This window comes from Rhizobium sp. 01T437 (assembly GCF_056398505.1).
The window spans coordinates 162,942-178,332 of sequence record NZ_JBFTPM010000002.1 but is presented as its reverse complement, the minus strand read 5'-3'; the positions used below and the strand labels follow the sequence as shown (position 1 = coordinate 178,332).

Sequence of the window (15,391 nt, the reverse complement as noted above, 5' to 3'; positions counted from 1 at the left end):
CCAAATCTCAACCAGCCACACTTCGCGATTTGCCGCCGTGGCCGGTCGATGCAAGAAGGCGCCCTGTATCGTCGGCGTTGGAGGGATAGCCGAGCGCAAAACCCTGCAGGCTGTCGCAGCCGAGCCTTGACAGCGTCACAGCATGGGCTTCGGTCTCCACCCCTTCGGCAATCACTTCCACATCGAGAGCCTTGGCAATCTCGACGATCGATCCGACCACGCGCCTCTGCTCAGCCGATTCCACCACATCGGTGACGAGCTGACGATCGATCTTCAGCCGCTTCGGCTTCAGTCGTACGAGGCCGATGAGCGAGGCATGGCCGGAACCGAAGTCATCGATCTCGATATCGATGCCCATCTGCTTGATGAGGTCGATATTGGCGAGGAATTTCTCATCGCAATCGTCGAGGAAGATCGTTTCCACCAGCTCGAAGACGATGGCACCCGGCGGGATGGCCAGCCGGCGCAGCTTGTCCAGCAGGGCAGGATCGGCAAGACGCCCGGGCGAGATGTTCACGGCGATCCGCGGCACATGGTAGCCCAAGGCCTGCCAGGCGACGCGATCTTCAAGCGCGCGCTGCAGAACCGCGGCATCGATCTCCGCCGAAAGCCCGTATTCATCCGCAATGCGCAGGAAGACGCCTGGCGCAAGCACGCCCTTTTCCGGATGGTTCCAGCGTGCCAGCGCTTCCAGCCCGGTGATCTCGCGGGTGCGCGCATCGAGCTGCACCTGATAGTAGGGAATGATCTCACCCTGTTCCAGGGCTTGGGCGAGATCCTCGGCCAGGCGACGTTTGCCGCGCAAGTCGTCCTGAAGCTGTCGGCTGAAGAATTCGATGCGGTTGCGACCGAGCTTTTTTGCCTGGTAGAGCGCCAGATCGGATTCGGCGAGCAGGTTGCGCGCTCTTTTGTCGCTGCTCCAGGATACGCCGATCGACGCACCGGATTGCAGCATCTCCTGCCCGAAGCGGATTTTCTTCAGCAGTCGCCTCTGCACATCCTCGACGATTGCCTTCAGCGCATCGAGACCGGCGAAATTGATCAGTACGATAACGAAATCGTCGCCGCCGACACGGGCAGCCATGCCATCTGAGGGAATGGCTGCAGCAATTCTGAGTGATGCCGTCCGCAACACGGCATCACCGGCAGCGTGGCCATGGCTGTCATTGATCTGCTTGAACTGGTCGAGATCGAGATGCAGAACGGCAATCGTCGACACGCTCTTATCCGCCAGCAGCGCCGCGAGCCGCCTGTCGAACAGGCGCCGGTTCGGCATGCCGGTCAGGTAATCATGATTGGCGACATGCTCGATCCGCGCATTGCTTTCTTCAAGCGCCAGCGCCCGGGCCTCAGCCATCATCTTCTGCTTGCCGAGCTCGGCATTGAGCAGCACATCGGATGTTACGTCCCATTCGGCACCGATGAAGGAGGGTGCGCCCTCCTCATCGACATAGAAATGTGCACGCGACCTTAAATGCCTGATCTCTCCGCTCGGCAGAATGATGCGAAACTGGGAGTTATAGGCTCCGCGAGTGGCGATCGCTCGTTCGAAATCCTGCTCGGCCCGTTCCCGGTCCTCGGGATGTAGGGCATTCGTCCAGATCCAGGTCGGCACTTCCCGGTACGTCTGGCCGGTACTATACAGGCGGTGCATCTGCGCGTCCCAGAGAATAGCATCCTTGTTGATGCTGTGCTCCCACACACCAATTTGCGAAGCATCAAGCGCCAGCTCCAGTCGCCGAAGAAGATCCTGGAACTCTCGCTCTGATCGCGTTGGTTTATTCTCGGGCAATTCGTTTCAGCCTTCGAAGCCTGCAAAAACTCATAATATAGTCGCAAGCCCTCATTAATGAAGCCTTTTCGTAAGTACCGAACTAGTTACTAGGTGAACTGTTCGTTACGACTGCCTTCTTTTCAATCAGTATTGTTCTAATCAATGATTGTGTCGCGGTGGGTTCCTGGCAATCTGCCGGAAGTCCGCTGCCCCCTCGATGACCGCACCATCTGACAGCTGCGTCACCGTATTGCGGTAGATGCGCTGCCATGGCGTCGCATCGGCCGGCACCGGCGGGATTCCATCGCCCTTGCGCCGCTCGATTTCAGCCTCATCAACCAGCATATCGCAACGCCCCTGATTGAAATCGATGCGAATGATGTCACCGGTCCTGAGCCACGCAAGCCCGCCGCCTGCTGCACTTTCCGGCGAGGCATTGAGGATCGACGGACTGTCCGAAGTGCCGGACTGGCGCCCGTCACCGATCGTCGGCAGGCTCTGGATGCCGCGCTTCAGGATATGATCCGGCGGCTGCATGTTGACCACTTCTGCAGAGCCCGGCCAGCCGAGCGGACCGGCACCGCGGATGGCGAGGATCGTGTTCTCGTCGATGCCGAGCTCCGGATCGTTGATACGCTTGTGGTAATCCTCCGAACCGTCGAAGACGACAGCCTTGCCCTCGAAGACGCCTTCGCGGCCCGGCTCCTGCAGGTAACGCTTGCGGAAATCCTCGGATACGACGCTCATCTTCATGATGGCGAAATCGAAGAGGTTGCCCTTGAGTACGAGGAAGCCCGCACGCTCCTTCAGAGGCTCGCTGTAGGGTTTGATAACGTCGCGGTCGCGCGCCTCGCGCCCTCGCAGATTCTCCGCCATGGTCTTGCCGGTGACGGTGCGACAGTCACCGTCGAGCTTGCCGGCCTGCAGCAATTCCCACATGACAGCAGGGGTGCCGCCGGCACGGTGGAACTTCTCGCCGAGATAGGCACCAGCCGGCTGCACATTCGCCAGCAGCGGAATATCGAAACCATGCACCTGCCAATCCTCGGGGTACAGCTCGACTCCCGCATGCTTCGCCATGGCGGCAAGATGCGGCTGGGCGTTCGTCGAGCCACCAATCGCCGAATTGGTCTTGATGGCATTGAGGAAGGCTTCGCGTGTCAGGATATCCGACGGCTTCAGGTCTTCGAATACGATCTCGACGGCGCGACGGCCGGTGCGATAGGCCATCTGGCCGCGTTCACGATAGGCAGCCGGAATATTGCCGCAGCCTGTCAGCGAAAGGCCGAGCGCCTCGGCCAGCGCATTCATGGTCGAGGCCGTGCCCATCGTGTTGCAATGGCCGACGGAGGGTGCCGAATCGAGCGCCGTCTGCAGGAATTCCTCTTCGTCGATCTCGCCTGCCGCGAGCTTCCGGCGCGACTGCCAGATCGCCATGCCCGAGCCGGCGAGTTTTCCTTCATGCCAGCCGTCGAGCATCGGCCCGCCCGAAAGAACGATCGCCGGAATATCGACCGTCGAAGCCGCCATGATCGCCGAAGGCGTGGTCTTGTCGCAGCCGGTCGTCAGCACGACACCGTCGAGCGGATAGCCGTAGAGAATTTCGACAAGGCCGAGATAGGCGAGATTGCGATCGAGTGCTGCTGTCGGGCGCTTGCAGTTCTCGAAGATCGGATGCGTCGGAAATTCGATCGGGATGCCGCCCGCATCGCGGATGCCGTCCCGCACACGCTTTGCCAATTCGATATGGACGCGGTTGCAGGGGGTCAGATCGCTGCCGCTTTGGGCGATGCCGATGATCGGCTTGCCGGACCGCAGCTCCTCCGGCGTTACCCCGTAATTCATGAAGCGCTCCAGATAGAGCGCCGTCATGTCGATATGATCGGGATTGTCGAACCAGTCCTGCGAACGCAGGCGGCGCTTGGCGGTCTTGCTGTCGGTCATTTCTTTCCTCCCGGTCGGGCATTCCTGTCTTCGAGATGGAGCAGCAAGGCGCTGTGATCCGTCTCGCCGTTGCCCCTGGCGACAAATTCTGTGAATTCGGCATGTACCGCTTCCGTCAGCGGCAAGGTCAGAGAAAGGGCTTTCGCGGTCGCCATGACGGCGTCGAGATCCTTCAACTGGTTGGCCGAAGAACCACCCGGCGCGAACTGCCGGTCGATCATGCGCTTGCCGTGGATCTCCAGAATGCGGCTGTCCGCAAAGCCACCACGCACCGCGTCCCGGAAAGCGGCCGGCGAACCACCGCCGGCCTCGATCAGCATCATTGCCTCCGCGACGGCGCCGATCGTCACTGCAACGATCTGCTGATTTGCGAGCTTCGCAAGCTGCCCTGCCCCATCAGGGCCGACGTGCGTGACGCGCCCCATCGGCGCAAAAACATCCGAGAGTTCAGCAATGATGGACGCATCCCCACCGGCCATGATGGCAAGCGCCCCGGCCGAAGCCCCGACCACGCCGCCGGAAACCGGCGCATCGATATGGCGGATGCCGCGCTTGGCAAGCTTCGCTGCGTGTTCCCGCGCGAAAGGTGGAGCGATCGAGCTCATGTCGATGACGACAGCACCCGGCTTCATGGCCTCGGCAGTGCCCATGTCGAACAGCACCTGACGAACGGCCTGAGCATTGGTCAGCATGCAGATGACGATATCGGCCGCTGAGGCGGCTTCGGCGGGTGCGGAGGCGATAGTGGCACCATCGCCGGAAAGGGTCTCAGCCTTGGTTCGATCACGGTTCCAGACGGTGACGGGAAAGCCTGCGCCAAGCAGGCGCCGCGCCATCGGCGCGCCCATGAGGCCGGTGCCAAGGAAAGCGATCTTGCGCTTCCCGCTGTCTTTTGATGCGTGCGTCACCCAGCCCTCCCGAACTGTTGTCTGCCTTTGATAATCTCCTTACCTCAGCATGCAACCGTTTTGATGGACGTAACGCATTTTTGTCTCATACCCACAACATCGGCCCGAAAAGCGGAATCGATTTTTGGAAGCACGATGAGTAGATTCAAAGAGTTAAAGCGTCCTTTGGCGTCCGGATGGACGTACAAAGGACGCTTTAAAACGAAACGGGCGAGGACCGAGGCCCCCGCCCGATTTACCCGACAAAGGAGAGGTTACTCCGCAGCGACCTTCATATGGTCGTCTTCGTCCTGCGGATGATTGTCGTTGTGCTGGATGAGCGGACGGTTGCCCGTCATCCGGCGCAGGAGCACGTAGAATACCGGCGTCATGAAGATGCCGAAGAAGGTCACGCCGATCATGCCCGAGAAGACCGCGACACCCATGGCCGCGCGCATTTCGGAACCCGCACCGGTCGAGGTGACGAGCGGCACGACACCCATGATAAAGGCCATGGAGGTCATCAGGATCGGGCGCAGACGCAGGCGGCTGGCCTCGATCGCGGCTTCACGTGGTGTCCTGCCTTCGAACTCGAGTTCGCGGGCAAATTCCACGATCAGAATCGCGTTCTTGGCCGATAGTCCGACAAGGACGACGAGGCCGATCTGCGTGAAGATGTTGTTGTCGCCACCGGTGAGCCAGACGCCGGTCAAGGCGGCCAGAACACCCATCGGCACGATCATGATGATCGCAAGCGGCAGTGTCAGGCTTTCATACTGGGCAGCGAGCACCAGGAAGACGAGCAGCAAGGCCAGCGGGAAGACGACGACGCTGGAGTTACCGGCAAGGATCTGCTGGTAGGTCAGGTCTGTCCACTCGAAGTCGATACCCGAGGGCAGCGTTTCGTGCAGGATCTTCTCGATCGCCGCCTGAGCCTGCCCGGACGAGAAGCCCGGTGCCGGACCGCCGTTGATATCGGCAGCAAGGAAGCCGTTATAGCGGTTCGCACGCTCCGGACCGGTGCTTGCGTCCACCTTCAGGAGAGCTGCAAGCGGGATCATCTGGCCCGATGCCGAGCGAACCTTCAACTGGCCGATATCTTCCGGCTGGGCACGGAACTTGGCATCAGCCTGCACACGGACGCTGTAGGTGCGGCCGAAGGCGTTGAAGTCGTTCACATAGAGCGAGCCGAGATAGATCTGCAGCGTTTGGAAGACATCGGTGACGGAAACTCCGAGCTGCTCGGCCTTGGCACGGTCGAGATCGGCATAGAGCTGCGGCACGTTGATCTGGAAGCTGGAGAACAGGCCGGCGAGTTCAGGCGTCTGATAGGCCTTGGCAAGCACTGCCTTCGTGGCTTCGTCCAGTGCCTGGTTGCCCAGACCCGCACGATCCTCGATCTGCAGCTTGAAACCACCCGTCGTGCCGAGGCCGTTGACCGGCGGCGGCGGGAACATGGCGATGAAGGCATCCTGGATGGCGCCGAACTTCTGGTTCAGGGCCATGGCAATTGCCCCACCCGAGAGATCAGGCGTCTTGCGCTCCTCGAAATCCTTCAGCGTCACGAAGACGATGCCGGCGTTCGAAGAGTTGGTGAAGCCGTTGATCGACAGGCCCGGGAAGGCGATCGCGTTAGCAACGCCCGGCTGCGCCAGAGCGATGTCGGTCATGCGCTTGATGACGTCTTCCGTACGGTCGAGGCTTGCGGCATCCGGCAACTGGGCAAAGCCAATCAGATACTGCTTGTCCTGCGACGGCACGAAGCCGCCCGGTACCGTATTGAAGACGCTGTAGGTCGCTCCGACCAGCACAAGGTAGATCACCATCACGATGCTCTTGCGCGATACCAGACCGCCGACGCCCTTGCCGTAGGCATTCGAACCGGCACCGAAGGCGCGGTTGAAGCCACGGAAGAACCAGCCGAAAATCGCATCCATGAACCGCGTCAGCCAGTCCTTCGGCGCATGGTGACCCTTCAGGAGAAGGGCGGCGAGCGCCGGAGACAGCGTCAGCGAATTGAAGGCCGAAATGACAGTCGAGATCGCGATCGTCAGCGCGAACTGGCGATAGAACTGACCCGACAGGCCGGAGATGAAGGCGAGCGGCACGAAGACTGCGACAAGCACCAGCGCGATCGCGATGATCGGGCCGGAGACTTCCTTCATGGCCTTGTAAGTTGCCTGACGCGGACTGAGCCCGGCCTCGATGTTGCGTTCAACGTTTTCAACGACGACGATCGCGTCATCCACAACGATACCGATCGCCAGCACCAGGCCGAAAAGGCTGAGTGCATTGATCGAGAAGCCAAACATGTACATGACCGCGAATGTACCGATGATGGATACCGGAACGGCAATCAGCGGGATGATCGAGGCACGCCATGTCTGCAGGAACAGGATGACGACGAGAACGACGAGCGCGATGGCTTCGAGCAGCGTGTCGATGACCTTCTCGATCGAGGCGCGAACGAACTTCGTCGTATCATAGACGATCTCGTACTTCACGCCTGAAGGCATGGCCAACTGCAGCTCGTCCATCGTCGCGCGGACATTGTCGGCGATCTCGATCGCGTTCGAACCCGGCGCCTGGAGAACGGCAACGGCGACAGCCGGCTTGCCGTCAAGCAGCGAACGCAGCGTGTAGTCGGCGGCACCCAGTTCGATCCGGGCAACGTCGCGCAGGCGGGTGATCTCGCCATTGGCGCCCGTCTTGACGATGATGCTGCCGAATTCCTCGGGCGTGCGCAGACGACCCTGGGCATTTACGTTGAGCTGAAGATCGACACCCTTCTGGCTCGGCGAAGCACCGATGATGCCGGCAGCGGCCTGGACGTTCTGCGAGCTGATCGCATTGCTGATGTCGCTTGCGGCAAGATTATGCTCGGCTGCCTTCTGCGGATCGATCCACACACGCATGGAATAGTCGCCGGCACCGAAGACCTGCACCTGGCCGACACCGGCGATACGGGCTAGCCGGTCCTTGACGTTCAGCGTCGCATAGTTACGCAGATAGGTGATGTCATGGCTGTCCCCGTCGGAGACGAGGTTGACGACCATGATGAAGTCGGGCGAGCTCTTGACCGTGGTAATGCCGAGCGCACGAACTTCCGCCGGCAAGCGCGGTTCGGCCTGCGACACGCGGTTCTGCACCAGCTGCTGCGCCTTGTCCGCGTCGGTGCCGAGCTTGAAGGTGACGGTGACGTTCAAGGCGCCGTCAGACGTCGCCTGGCTGGACATGTAGAGCATGCCCTCGACGCCATTGATCTGTTCTTCGAGCGGTGTGGCCACCGTTTCTGCGATGACCGACGGGTTTGCACCGGGATAGGTGGCATGCACGACGATCGACGGCGGCACGACCTCGGGATATTCGGAGATCGGCAGCGCCCGGAGGCCGATGAGGCCGGCGACCACGATGAGGACCGAAAGAACACCGGCAAAGACCGGGCGGTCGATAAAGAATCTGGATATGTTCATTTTAGCGCCCTCTCCGGGGTGAACATGGATGCAAAGTCCCTCGCCGGCGGCTTAAAGGCGCACCGGCAGGTCATGTTGTCTGGGGTAACGGCCGCCTCCCCGAGGGAAGGAGGCTCAGATCTTACTGAGCGGTCGCGACCTTCTCTTCCATCTGGGGTGCGACGACTGCACCCGGACGGATACGCTGAAGGCCGTTGACGACGATCTTGTCGCCGACTTCGAGGCCGTCTTCGACCACGCGCTGGCCATCGAACAGCGAACCAAGCTTGATCTGCCGGTAGTTGACCTTGTTCTCACCATCGACGACGAAGACGAATTTCTTGTCCTGGTCGGTGCCGACAGCGCGGTCGCTGATGACGATCTTGTTCTCGGCCTTCGGCTGGCCCATGCGCACCCGAACGAACTGGCCGGGGATCAGCTTGCCGCCGGGATTGTCGAAGACGGCTCGCACGGCAATGGTGCCGCTGGCAGCATCGACTTCGTTGTCGACGAGTTGAAGCTTGCCCTTGATCGGCGTTCCCTCATCGGCAAGCGTGCCGATTTCAACCGGGATCTGTTCAACGGCCGGCAATGCGGCGTCAGTTGCCGGAAGCTCCGAAAGAGCCTTCGTGACCATCTCTTCGCTGGCATTGAAGCTTGCATAGATCGGATCGACAGAGACCAGCGTCGTCAGCTCAGGCGAAGCCGAACCGGCCGCGATAATATTGCCGACCGTGACCTCGATCTTGCCGATACGGCCGGAAACCGGCGCTTGAACCTGCGTATAATCGAGATCGAGCTGCGCGGACTGGAGAGCCGCCTGTGCCGAACGCAGGCTTGCTTGCGCTTCAGCCAGCGTGCTCTGACGCTGGTCGAGGTCGCTCTGCGAAATCGTCCGGTTGTCTGAGAGACGGCGGCCGCGGTCGAGTTCCGTCTGCGCCAGGCTGACCTTGGCTTCGGCCGAAGCGACCTGACCTTGCGCTTGGGAGACGGCCGCCTGATAGGGGGCGGGATCGATGGCGAAAAGCAGATCGCCCTGTTTGACCAGGGCACCTTCGCGGAAATGCACGGACTGGATGGCACCCCCAACGCGGGGACGGATCTGCACGCGGTCGACAGCCTCAAGACGACCGGAGAAATTCTCCCAGTTCGTCACATCACGGCTGGCGACGACAGCAACCGTCACCGGCACAGCGGGAGCCTGTGCGGGTTCGGAGGCGGCCGTGGCGGTTGCGCTCATCGGCAGTTCGAAAAAGATGGCAGCGGCCGAAACGGACGCAGCAACACCCAGACCGGCGCCCACCAGGGCCCAGCGCTTACTTCTGGACGTCATTGGTACTCTCCTTGCGGCCTTGAATGGCCGTAAAAAATCAGTTCGTCTTCAATGCAATTGTGGCTGAACGCTCACGTCCTGAAGAAAATCTCCAAAGTGGCGGCTGACGTTGCCCTGCCACGTGGAAGTCCCCTCAGATTTTCCGCCGTAAATGGATGGCCAACCTGTCCCGGCGGGAAGAACATGCTGGCGCACGCCAACACCTGCCTTCTTCAGGCGAGCGGCGTAGCCGATAGTTTCGTCGTGCAGCGGATCATCCTCCGCTGTAAAAATCAGAGCCGGCGCAACACCTGATATGCGCGAGCACAGGCAAGGCGCAGCATAGGGATGACAGCCGCCGCCGCTCAGGTAATGGCTCCAGCCTTCCGTCCAGCGCTGGCGCATGCCGATCCTGTCTGCCTTGCGGATGGAGGACGTACCCATGAATGGATCGAGAAGCGGCGAAAGCAGGATCTGGCCGTCAAGCGCATCCGGCATCTGGTCGCGGGCCTTCAACGCCACACCGGCGGCCACATTGCCGCCCGCCTCTTCGCCGGCGACGAACAGCAGTGACTTGCGGTCGCCGAGGCCGGCCTTCTTGAGAGCGAGATAGGAAAAGATCGAAAAGGAAACTTCGAGCGCCTTCGGAAAGACATTGCCCGAAAGCGTACTGTAATCCGCGGAAACGACGATCGCGCCTGCCTTTGCGAGGCTGGCGGCAATCGGGCGATCGGCATTGGGGTCGCTGTCGAGAAACGCGCCGCCATGCAGATAGAGAACGATCGGCGGACCCTTGCCGAAATCGGCGCCCATATAGACGCGCGCAGAAACGGGGCCAGCGGCCACCTTTTCCAGCACCATGTCCTTAATTTCGGGCACCATAATCTCTATCTCTTCGCTGCTTTGCAGATGGACGGATGACGCCCGTCTCTTGCATTTTGCACCAAAAAGATATTGTTATTCAAAACCGGGAATAAGAAGCGATATCGCGATAACACTATTCCAAATCCCGAACAATGTTGCAACGCAAACTGCGGAATTGAACCGATGGATCAACTCTCGGCAATGCGCGTCTTCATCCGCGTAGTGGAGACGGGCAATTTCACCCGCGCCGCCGACATGCTCGCCATGCCCAAGGCGACGGTGACCAATCTCATTCAAGGACTGGAAGCGCATCTGCGCACCAAGCTCCTCAACCGCACCACCCGCCGTGTCATGGTGACGACGGATGGCGCCCTTTATTACGAACGCGCCGCGCAGATCATTTCCGAACTTGAGGAGCTGGACGGCAGTCTTTCAAACTCCCAGAGCCTGCCGACGGGCAGGCTGCGCGTCGAGATGGCGGGCGCCTTTGCCGATTCCATTCTGGTGCCGGCGCTCTGTGATTTCTATCAGCGTTATCCCGATATCCGCATCGACCTCGGCGTCGGCGACCGCACAGTCGACTATCTCGCTGAAAACGTCGACTGTGCTCTGCGCGCCGGCACGCCGGCCGACCAGTCGCTGATTGCGAGGCGCGTTTCGGAGATCGAAATGATCACCTGCGCCGCTCCCCTCTACGTCGAGAAATTCGGCCTGCCGCAGCGGCCGGAAGAGCTTGAAACGGAACATTATTCTGTCAATTATTTCCGCGCCCAGAACAATCGCACGGTGCCTTTCGAATTCCGGAAGGACAATGAGAGCATCGAGGTCAATCCGCGCTATATCGTCTCCGTCAATGACAGCCGCACCTATATGACCGCGGCACTCGCCGGCCTCGGCCTCGCCCAGATCCCGATCTTCATGGCTCGTGAGCCACTGGCTAAGGGGGAACTGGTTCAGACACTGACGGAATGGACGCGCGAGTCGCTGCCGCTCTACGTCGTCTATCCGCCGAACCGGCATCTCAGCAATAAGGTTCGCGTCTTCGTCGACTGGCTGGTGAAACTGCTGGCAGACGCCAAACTCAACGCCCGCTGACATAGAGCCGCTGGCGGAAAAGAAGCGGCCCGTGATGGGAGGGATAACCGTCACGGGCCTTGATCTGATGTCTGAAACTGAAGGCCTGTCGCACCGCAGGAAAGGCGCGGCAGGCCCTGGAGTGGAGGCCGGGAGGCTGGCAGCGATCGCCGTCCGCCTCCGTCTATTCTGATATAGGTGCGCTTGGCCGGATAGTAAGGGGCCGCACCCAAGAGACCGTTCACAACTTTGCGACAGACGGTTATCTCTTGATAGCAGGCGTCAGCAGATCCTCGATGCCGATGCGGCGGAAGAGTTCGGCGCGAACGCGGTCCGCAACGCCGTTGACGATCTCCGCACCGTCTTCCGACGGATCGATATGGGTACGGAACGGCCGCTTGCCGAAGGGCATGTTCACGACATCGACGATGGCGGTCGCAACGGAAGCGGCATCTGCGTCAGCGGGTTCGAGCGAGGCCAGACCTTTCAGCGCCTGTTCCGGCAGGCCCTTATAGGGACCTTCATTATATTCGGCGGCGCGGGCGGCATCAGCAGGCGAGCCGGAATGGGCGAAGTGGTTCGTACCCTTGGTGAAGGCGCCGGGAACGATGATTGCCGTTTCGATACCCCACCGGGTCAGCTCACTGGCATAGGAGACGGCAAGCGAGTCCATGGCGGCCTTAGCGGCGAAATAGGGAGCAAGGTACGGAGGCGTACCGCCACGGGTGCTGGAGGAAGAAACCCAGACAACCAGGCCCTTGCCTTGCTTGCGCAGATGCGGCAGCACCGCGCGGTTTACACGCTGGGTCGAAAGCACGTTGATATCGAAAAGCTCGGCATATTGCTCCGGCGCAAAGGCTTCAGCCGGGCCGAAGGACATATGGCCGGCATTATGGATGATCGTGTCGATATGGCCCTCGGCGGCGATCACCTTGGCGATCCCTGCTTCAACAGAACCATCAGAGGCGACATCCAGTTCGACCGCCTTCAGCTCGACGCCGTTTTCTTTCGAGAAGGCTTCGACGGCCTCGACCTGTGGCCGGTTGCGGCCTTCGGTTTCGCGCATCGAGGCGTAGACGGTGTGGCCGGCCTTGGCGAGAGCGCGAGCCGTAAGAGCGCCGAAACCGCTGGAGGCGCCGGTGATGACGATGACTTGCTTGCTCATGATCCTGTTCCTTCTATTCGAGTGGGTTGGCTGTTCGAATGGGGTTGCTTGAAAGAATGCGAGGGAAGAGCGTGGCGGCGCGGACACCGCCACGAAACCAGTGTCAGACCATGCCGCCATTGGCGCGCAGCACCTGGCCGTTGACCCAGGCGCCGTCGGGGCCGGCGAGGAAGGCAACGACACCGGCGATATCTTCGGGCGTGCCGAGACGTTCGAGCGGGTTTGCCTTGGCAAGACGGTCGATCAGTTCGTCGGACTTGCCGTTGAGGAAGAGGTCGGTGCCTGTCGGGCCGGGAGCGACCGTATTGACGGTAATCTGGCGGCCGCGCATTTCCTTGGACATGATGGCGCTCATCGTCTCGACGGCGGCCTTCGTGGCGGCGTAGACGCTATAGGCTTCCGGCTTCAGGCCGACGACCGAGCTCGAGAAATTGATGACCCGGCCGCCATCGCGCAGACGTTGGGCAGCTTCGCGCAGCGTGTTGAACGTGCCCTTGAGGTTGACGCTGATCTGGCGGTCGAAGGCGGCATCGTCCACATCGACAAGGCGGGAGAGCAGCATGATGCCGGCATTGTTGACGAGGACGTCGACGCCGCCGAAGGCTGCCTCTGCAGCATCGAACATGCGACGCACGGCATCGGCATCGGCAACGTCGGCTTGTGCCGTTAGTGCTTTGCCGCCGGCCTTCTCGATCTTCTCTGCCAGTTCTTCGGCAAGTGCCGCGTTGCCAGCATAGTTGATGACGACGGTGAAGCCATCCTTTGCGAGACGTTCTGCAATCGAAGCACCAATGCCGCGGGAAGCGCCGGTAACGAGAGCGACCTTGTTTTGATTGGCAGACATTTTCTTCTCCTTTGGTTCGGCGCCGCAGCGCCCTTTCGATGAGAAGAAGATGTCCCTTTTCACTTTGCGGATAATCAGCCATTCTTCGGCATCACTATCCGGCAGTTGCGAACAAATAAAATGGACAGATTTGATGCCATGCGGGTCTTTTCCCGCGTCGTGGAGCGCCGCAGCTTCACGCTTGCCGCCGAAGATACCGGCCTGCCGCGCTCGACGGTGACGGATGCGGTCAAGCAGTTGGAAGCGCGCCTCGGCGTGCGCCTGCTTCAGCGCACCACACGCCATGTCAGCCCGACGCTCGACGGCGAGGCGTATTACCAGCGTTGCTTGTCGATCCTCGCCGATATCGAAGATGCGGAGGGTGCCTTTGCCGGCGCCAAACCGAAAGGCCTGCTGCGAGTCGATGTACACGGCACGCTCGCCCGCCATTTCGTGCTGCCAAGCCTGCCGTCCTTTCTAGAAACCTATCCCGATATCGAGTTCTATATGAGCGAAGGCGACCGGCTGGTGGATCTGGTGCGCGAGGGCATCGACTGCGTGCTGCGCGTCGGCACTCCGCAGGACAGCGACATGGTCGCCCGGCGAGTCGCCGTGCTGGACGAGATCACCCTCGCCTCGCCCTCCTATATCGCCGCTTTCGGTCAGCCCGAGCATCCCGACAGGCTCGACGCGCACCGCATGGTCGGCTTCCGCGCGACCGGCAGCGCCGGCCCCCTGCCCCTCGAATTCATCGTCGACGGAAACGTGCGCAACATCACTATCCCCGCGACTGTGACCGTCAACGCCGCCGAAAGCTACATTTCCGCCGCTCGCATGGGGCTTGGCATGATCCAGATCCCGCATTACCACGCCGAACGGGATCTTGCCGCCGGCACCCTGTTCCAAGTGCTGGCCGATTTTCCGCTCACGCAGACGCCGGTCTCGCTGCTCTATCCGCGCAACCGCCAGCTCTCGCCGCGCGTGCGCGTCTTCATCGACTGGCTGGTGAAGGTCTTCGCTCGACAAAACTCCGAAAACGCGGTTCACTCATATTAGCATTCTCGGAGGAACGGACATGGCACTCAGCGACACCATGGTTTACCAGACGGATGAGGGCTTCGTCGTGGAGTTCGGCAACGAGGGTGAAGACAGGATTGCAGTCACGCTGCGTAGCGCGCCCGATCTCACGCACGAAAATGCCATCGCCAGGGCAAAGGCATTGCTTTCCTCCGCATTCGAGCCCGTTCACGGTGACGGCGCCCGCAGTAAGGATGCAGCGGTCCTTGAAGAAGAGCTGCAGGAAGGCCTGGAAGATTCCTTCCCGGCGAGCGACCCAGTTTCCGTCACCAGTTCGTCGATTTCGATACGCGATCCGAATGCCGGTCACTAGATCTGCTCTGAGATGATGTCGTCGATGCCGCGCGAGCCAGCCGGCGAACGATTGTCCCGGGTGGCGGATCAGCAAAGGGAATGCTATCGGCAATTTCCATGACGATCGAAACGACTGATGGCGCGATCGGCGCCGGCCCGCTTGCCGGGGAGAGCCTGCGCCACTTCTTCGAACGCGATGCGATCGAGGTCGCTCGCGATCTTCTCGGCTGCCACCTCACGGTCAACGATATAGGTGGGCGGATCACCGAGACGGAAGCCTATTACCCTGATGACGCGGCCTCCCATAGTTTCCGTGGCCCGACGAAGCGCAATGGCGCCATGTATGGCCATCCGGGCAATGTCTATATCTACCGCATCTATGGCATGTACTGGTGCCTGAACTTCGTCTGCACACCGGGCTCTGCGGTATTGATCCGCGCGCTGCAGCCGGAAATCGGTCTGCCTGCGATGATGGAACGGCGCGGCACCGATGTGCTGACCCAGCTCTGCAGCGGTCCCGGCAAGCTCTGCCAGGCACTCGATATCGATATCTCCATCAACGACCGGACGCTCGACCAGTCACCCTATGAGATCTCGCCTTCCGCTCCTGTACCCATCGTCTCGGGCAAGCGGATCGGCATTACGAAAAATGCCGAAGCACCATGGCGCTTCGGCATTCAGGGATCACGATATTTGAGCAAGCCGTTCCGCTAAATGGGAACCTT

At 60.8% G+C, this 15,391-nt stretch carries 10 protein-coding genes and 2 pseudogenes; 4 read left to right on the top strand and 8 right to left on the bottom strand.

All coding sequences use genetic code 11. The features are described 5' to 3' along the window. Positions 1-7 precede the first annotated feature (7 nt). The 6 genes and pseudogenes from AC1DM5_RS04255 to AC1DM5_RS04230 all read right to left on the bottom strand — a co-directional run bounded on the left by AC1DM5_RS04255 (position 8) and on the right by AC1DM5_RS04230 (position 10,251). Positions 8-1,818: pseudogene (locus tag AC1DM5_RS04255) on the bottom strand (putative bifunctional diguanylate cyclase/phosphodiesterase). A gap of 115 nt (positions 1,819-1,933) precedes the next feature. Continuing rightward, entirely contained in the window at positions 1,934-3,718 is a 1,785-nt protein-coding gene (locus AC1DM5_RS04250; protein ID WP_477824026.1) for an IlvD/Edd family dehydratase, read from the bottom strand. Next, positions 3,715-4,632: pseudogene (locus AC1DM5_RS04245) on the bottom strand (NAD(P)-dependent oxidoreductase); the annotation flags it as partial. The gene AC1DM5_RS04250 and the pseudogene AC1DM5_RS04245, both read right to left, overlap by 4 nt. Before the next feature lie 248 nt (positions 4,633-4,880). Next, entirely contained in the window at positions 4,881-8,078 is a 3,198-nt protein-coding gene (locus AC1DM5_RS04240) for an efflux RND transporter permease subunit (protein ID WP_477974653.1), read from the bottom strand. A gap of 121 nt (positions 8,079-8,199) precedes the next feature. Next, the gene (locus tag AC1DM5_RS04235; RefSeq protein ID WP_477824028.1) at positions 8,200-9,390 is read right to left on the bottom strand and encodes an efflux RND transporter periplasmic adaptor subunit; all 1,191 of its coding nucleotides are present in this window, start codon (positions 9,388-9,390) and stop codon (positions 8,200-8,202) included. 48 nt (positions 9,391-9,438) lie between these two features. Further along, positions 9,439-10,251, bottom strand: coding sequence for an alpha/beta hydrolase (locus AC1DM5_RS04230; RefSeq protein WP_477824029.1), 813 nt, complete (start codon positions 10,249-10,251; stop codon positions 9,439-9,441). A gap of 165 nt (positions 10,252-10,416) precedes the next feature. Between AC1DM5_RS04230 and AC1DM5_RS04225 the strand changes: the two genes are divergently transcribed. Further along, the gene (locus tag AC1DM5_RS04225) at positions 10,417-11,328 is read left to right on the top strand and encodes a LysR family transcriptional regulator (protein WP_310385890.1); all 912 of its coding nucleotides are present in this window, start codon (positions 10,417-10,419) and stop codon (positions 11,326-11,328) included. 241 nt (positions 11,329-11,569) lie between these two features. On the opposite strand, the gene AC1DM5_RS04220 is transcribed toward AC1DM5_RS04225, so the two are convergent. Together AC1DM5_RS04220 and AC1DM5_RS04215 are read right to left on the bottom strand one after the other, a co-directional pair. Further along, positions 11,570-12,472: an SDR family oxidoreductase gene (locus tag AC1DM5_RS04220; protein WP_477823572.1), complete on the bottom strand. Its 903-nt coding sequence runs from the start codon at positions 12,470-12,472 to the stop codon at positions 11,570-11,572. A gap of 103 nt (positions 12,473-12,575) precedes the next feature. Next, positions 12,576-13,316, bottom strand: coding sequence for an SDR family oxidoreductase (locus AC1DM5_RS04215; RefSeq protein WP_477823573.1), 741 nt, complete (start codon positions 13,314-13,316; stop codon positions 12,576-12,578). 120 nt (positions 13,317-13,436) lie between these two features. On the opposite strand from AC1DM5_RS04215, the gene AC1DM5_RS04210 reads away from it, so the two are divergent. The 3 genes from AC1DM5_RS04210 to AC1DM5_RS04200 all read left to right on the top strand — a co-directional run bounded on the left by AC1DM5_RS04210 (position 13,437) and on the right by AC1DM5_RS04200 (position 15,380). Further along, entirely contained in the window at positions 13,437-14,351 is a 915-nt protein-coding gene (locus AC1DM5_RS04210; protein WP_477823574.1) for a LysR family transcriptional regulator, read from the top strand. Positions 14,352-14,370: 19 nt separating this feature from the next. After that, positions 14,371-14,685: a hypothetical protein gene (locus AC1DM5_RS04205; RefSeq protein WP_477823575.1), complete on the top strand. Its 315-nt coding sequence runs from the start codon at positions 14,371-14,373 to the stop codon at positions 14,683-14,685. An 80-nt stretch (positions 14,686-14,765) separates the two neighbouring features. Continuing rightward, a complete protein-coding gene (locus tag AC1DM5_RS04200) occupies positions 14,766-15,380 on the top strand; it encodes a DNA-3-methyladenine glycosylase (protein WP_477823576.1) in 615 nt (204 codons plus the stop codon). Positions 15,381-15,391: the final 11 nt, after the last annotated feature.

Bases quoted from the DNA above. Each gene is read 5' to 3' on its own strand.
- AC1DM5_RS04250 (WP_477824026.1), bottom strand. From the start codon at position 3,718: ATGACCGACAGCAAGACCGCCAAGCGCCGCCTGCGTTCGCAGGACTGG.
- AC1DM5_RS04240 (WP_477974653.1), bottom strand. From the start codon at position 8,078: ATGAACATATCCAGATTCTTTATCGACCGCCCGGTCTTTGCCGGTGTT.
- AC1DM5_RS04235 (WP_477824028.1), bottom strand. From the start codon at position 9,390: ATGACGTCCAGAAGTAAGCGCTGGGCCCTGGTGGGCGCCGGTCTGGGT.
- AC1DM5_RS04230 (WP_477824029.1), bottom strand. From the start codon at position 10,251: ATGGTGCCCGAAATTAAGGACATGGTGCTGGAAAAGGTGGCCGCTGGC.
- AC1DM5_RS04225 (WP_310385890.1), top strand. From the start codon at position 10,417: ATGGATCAACTCTCGGCAATGCGCGTCTTCATCCGCGTAGTGGAGACG.
- AC1DM5_RS04220 (WP_477823572.1), bottom strand. From the start codon at position 12,472: ATGAGCAAGCAAGTCATCGTCATCACCGGCGCCTCCAGCGGTTTCGGC.
- AC1DM5_RS04215 (WP_477823573.1), bottom strand. From the start codon at position 13,316: ATGTCTGCCAATCAAAACAAGGTCGCTCTCGTTACCGGCGCTTCCCGC.
- AC1DM5_RS04210 (WP_477823574.1), top strand. From the start codon at position 13,437: ATGGACAGATTTGATGCCATGCGGGTCTTTTCCCGCGTCGTGGAGCGC.
- AC1DM5_RS04205 (WP_477823575.1), top strand. From the start codon at position 14,371: ATGGCACTCAGCGACACCATGGTTTACCAGACGGATGAGGGCTTCGTC.
- AC1DM5_RS04200 (WP_477823576.1), top strand. From the start codon at position 14,766: ATGCTATCGGCAATTTCCATGACGATCGAAACGACTGATGGCGCGATC.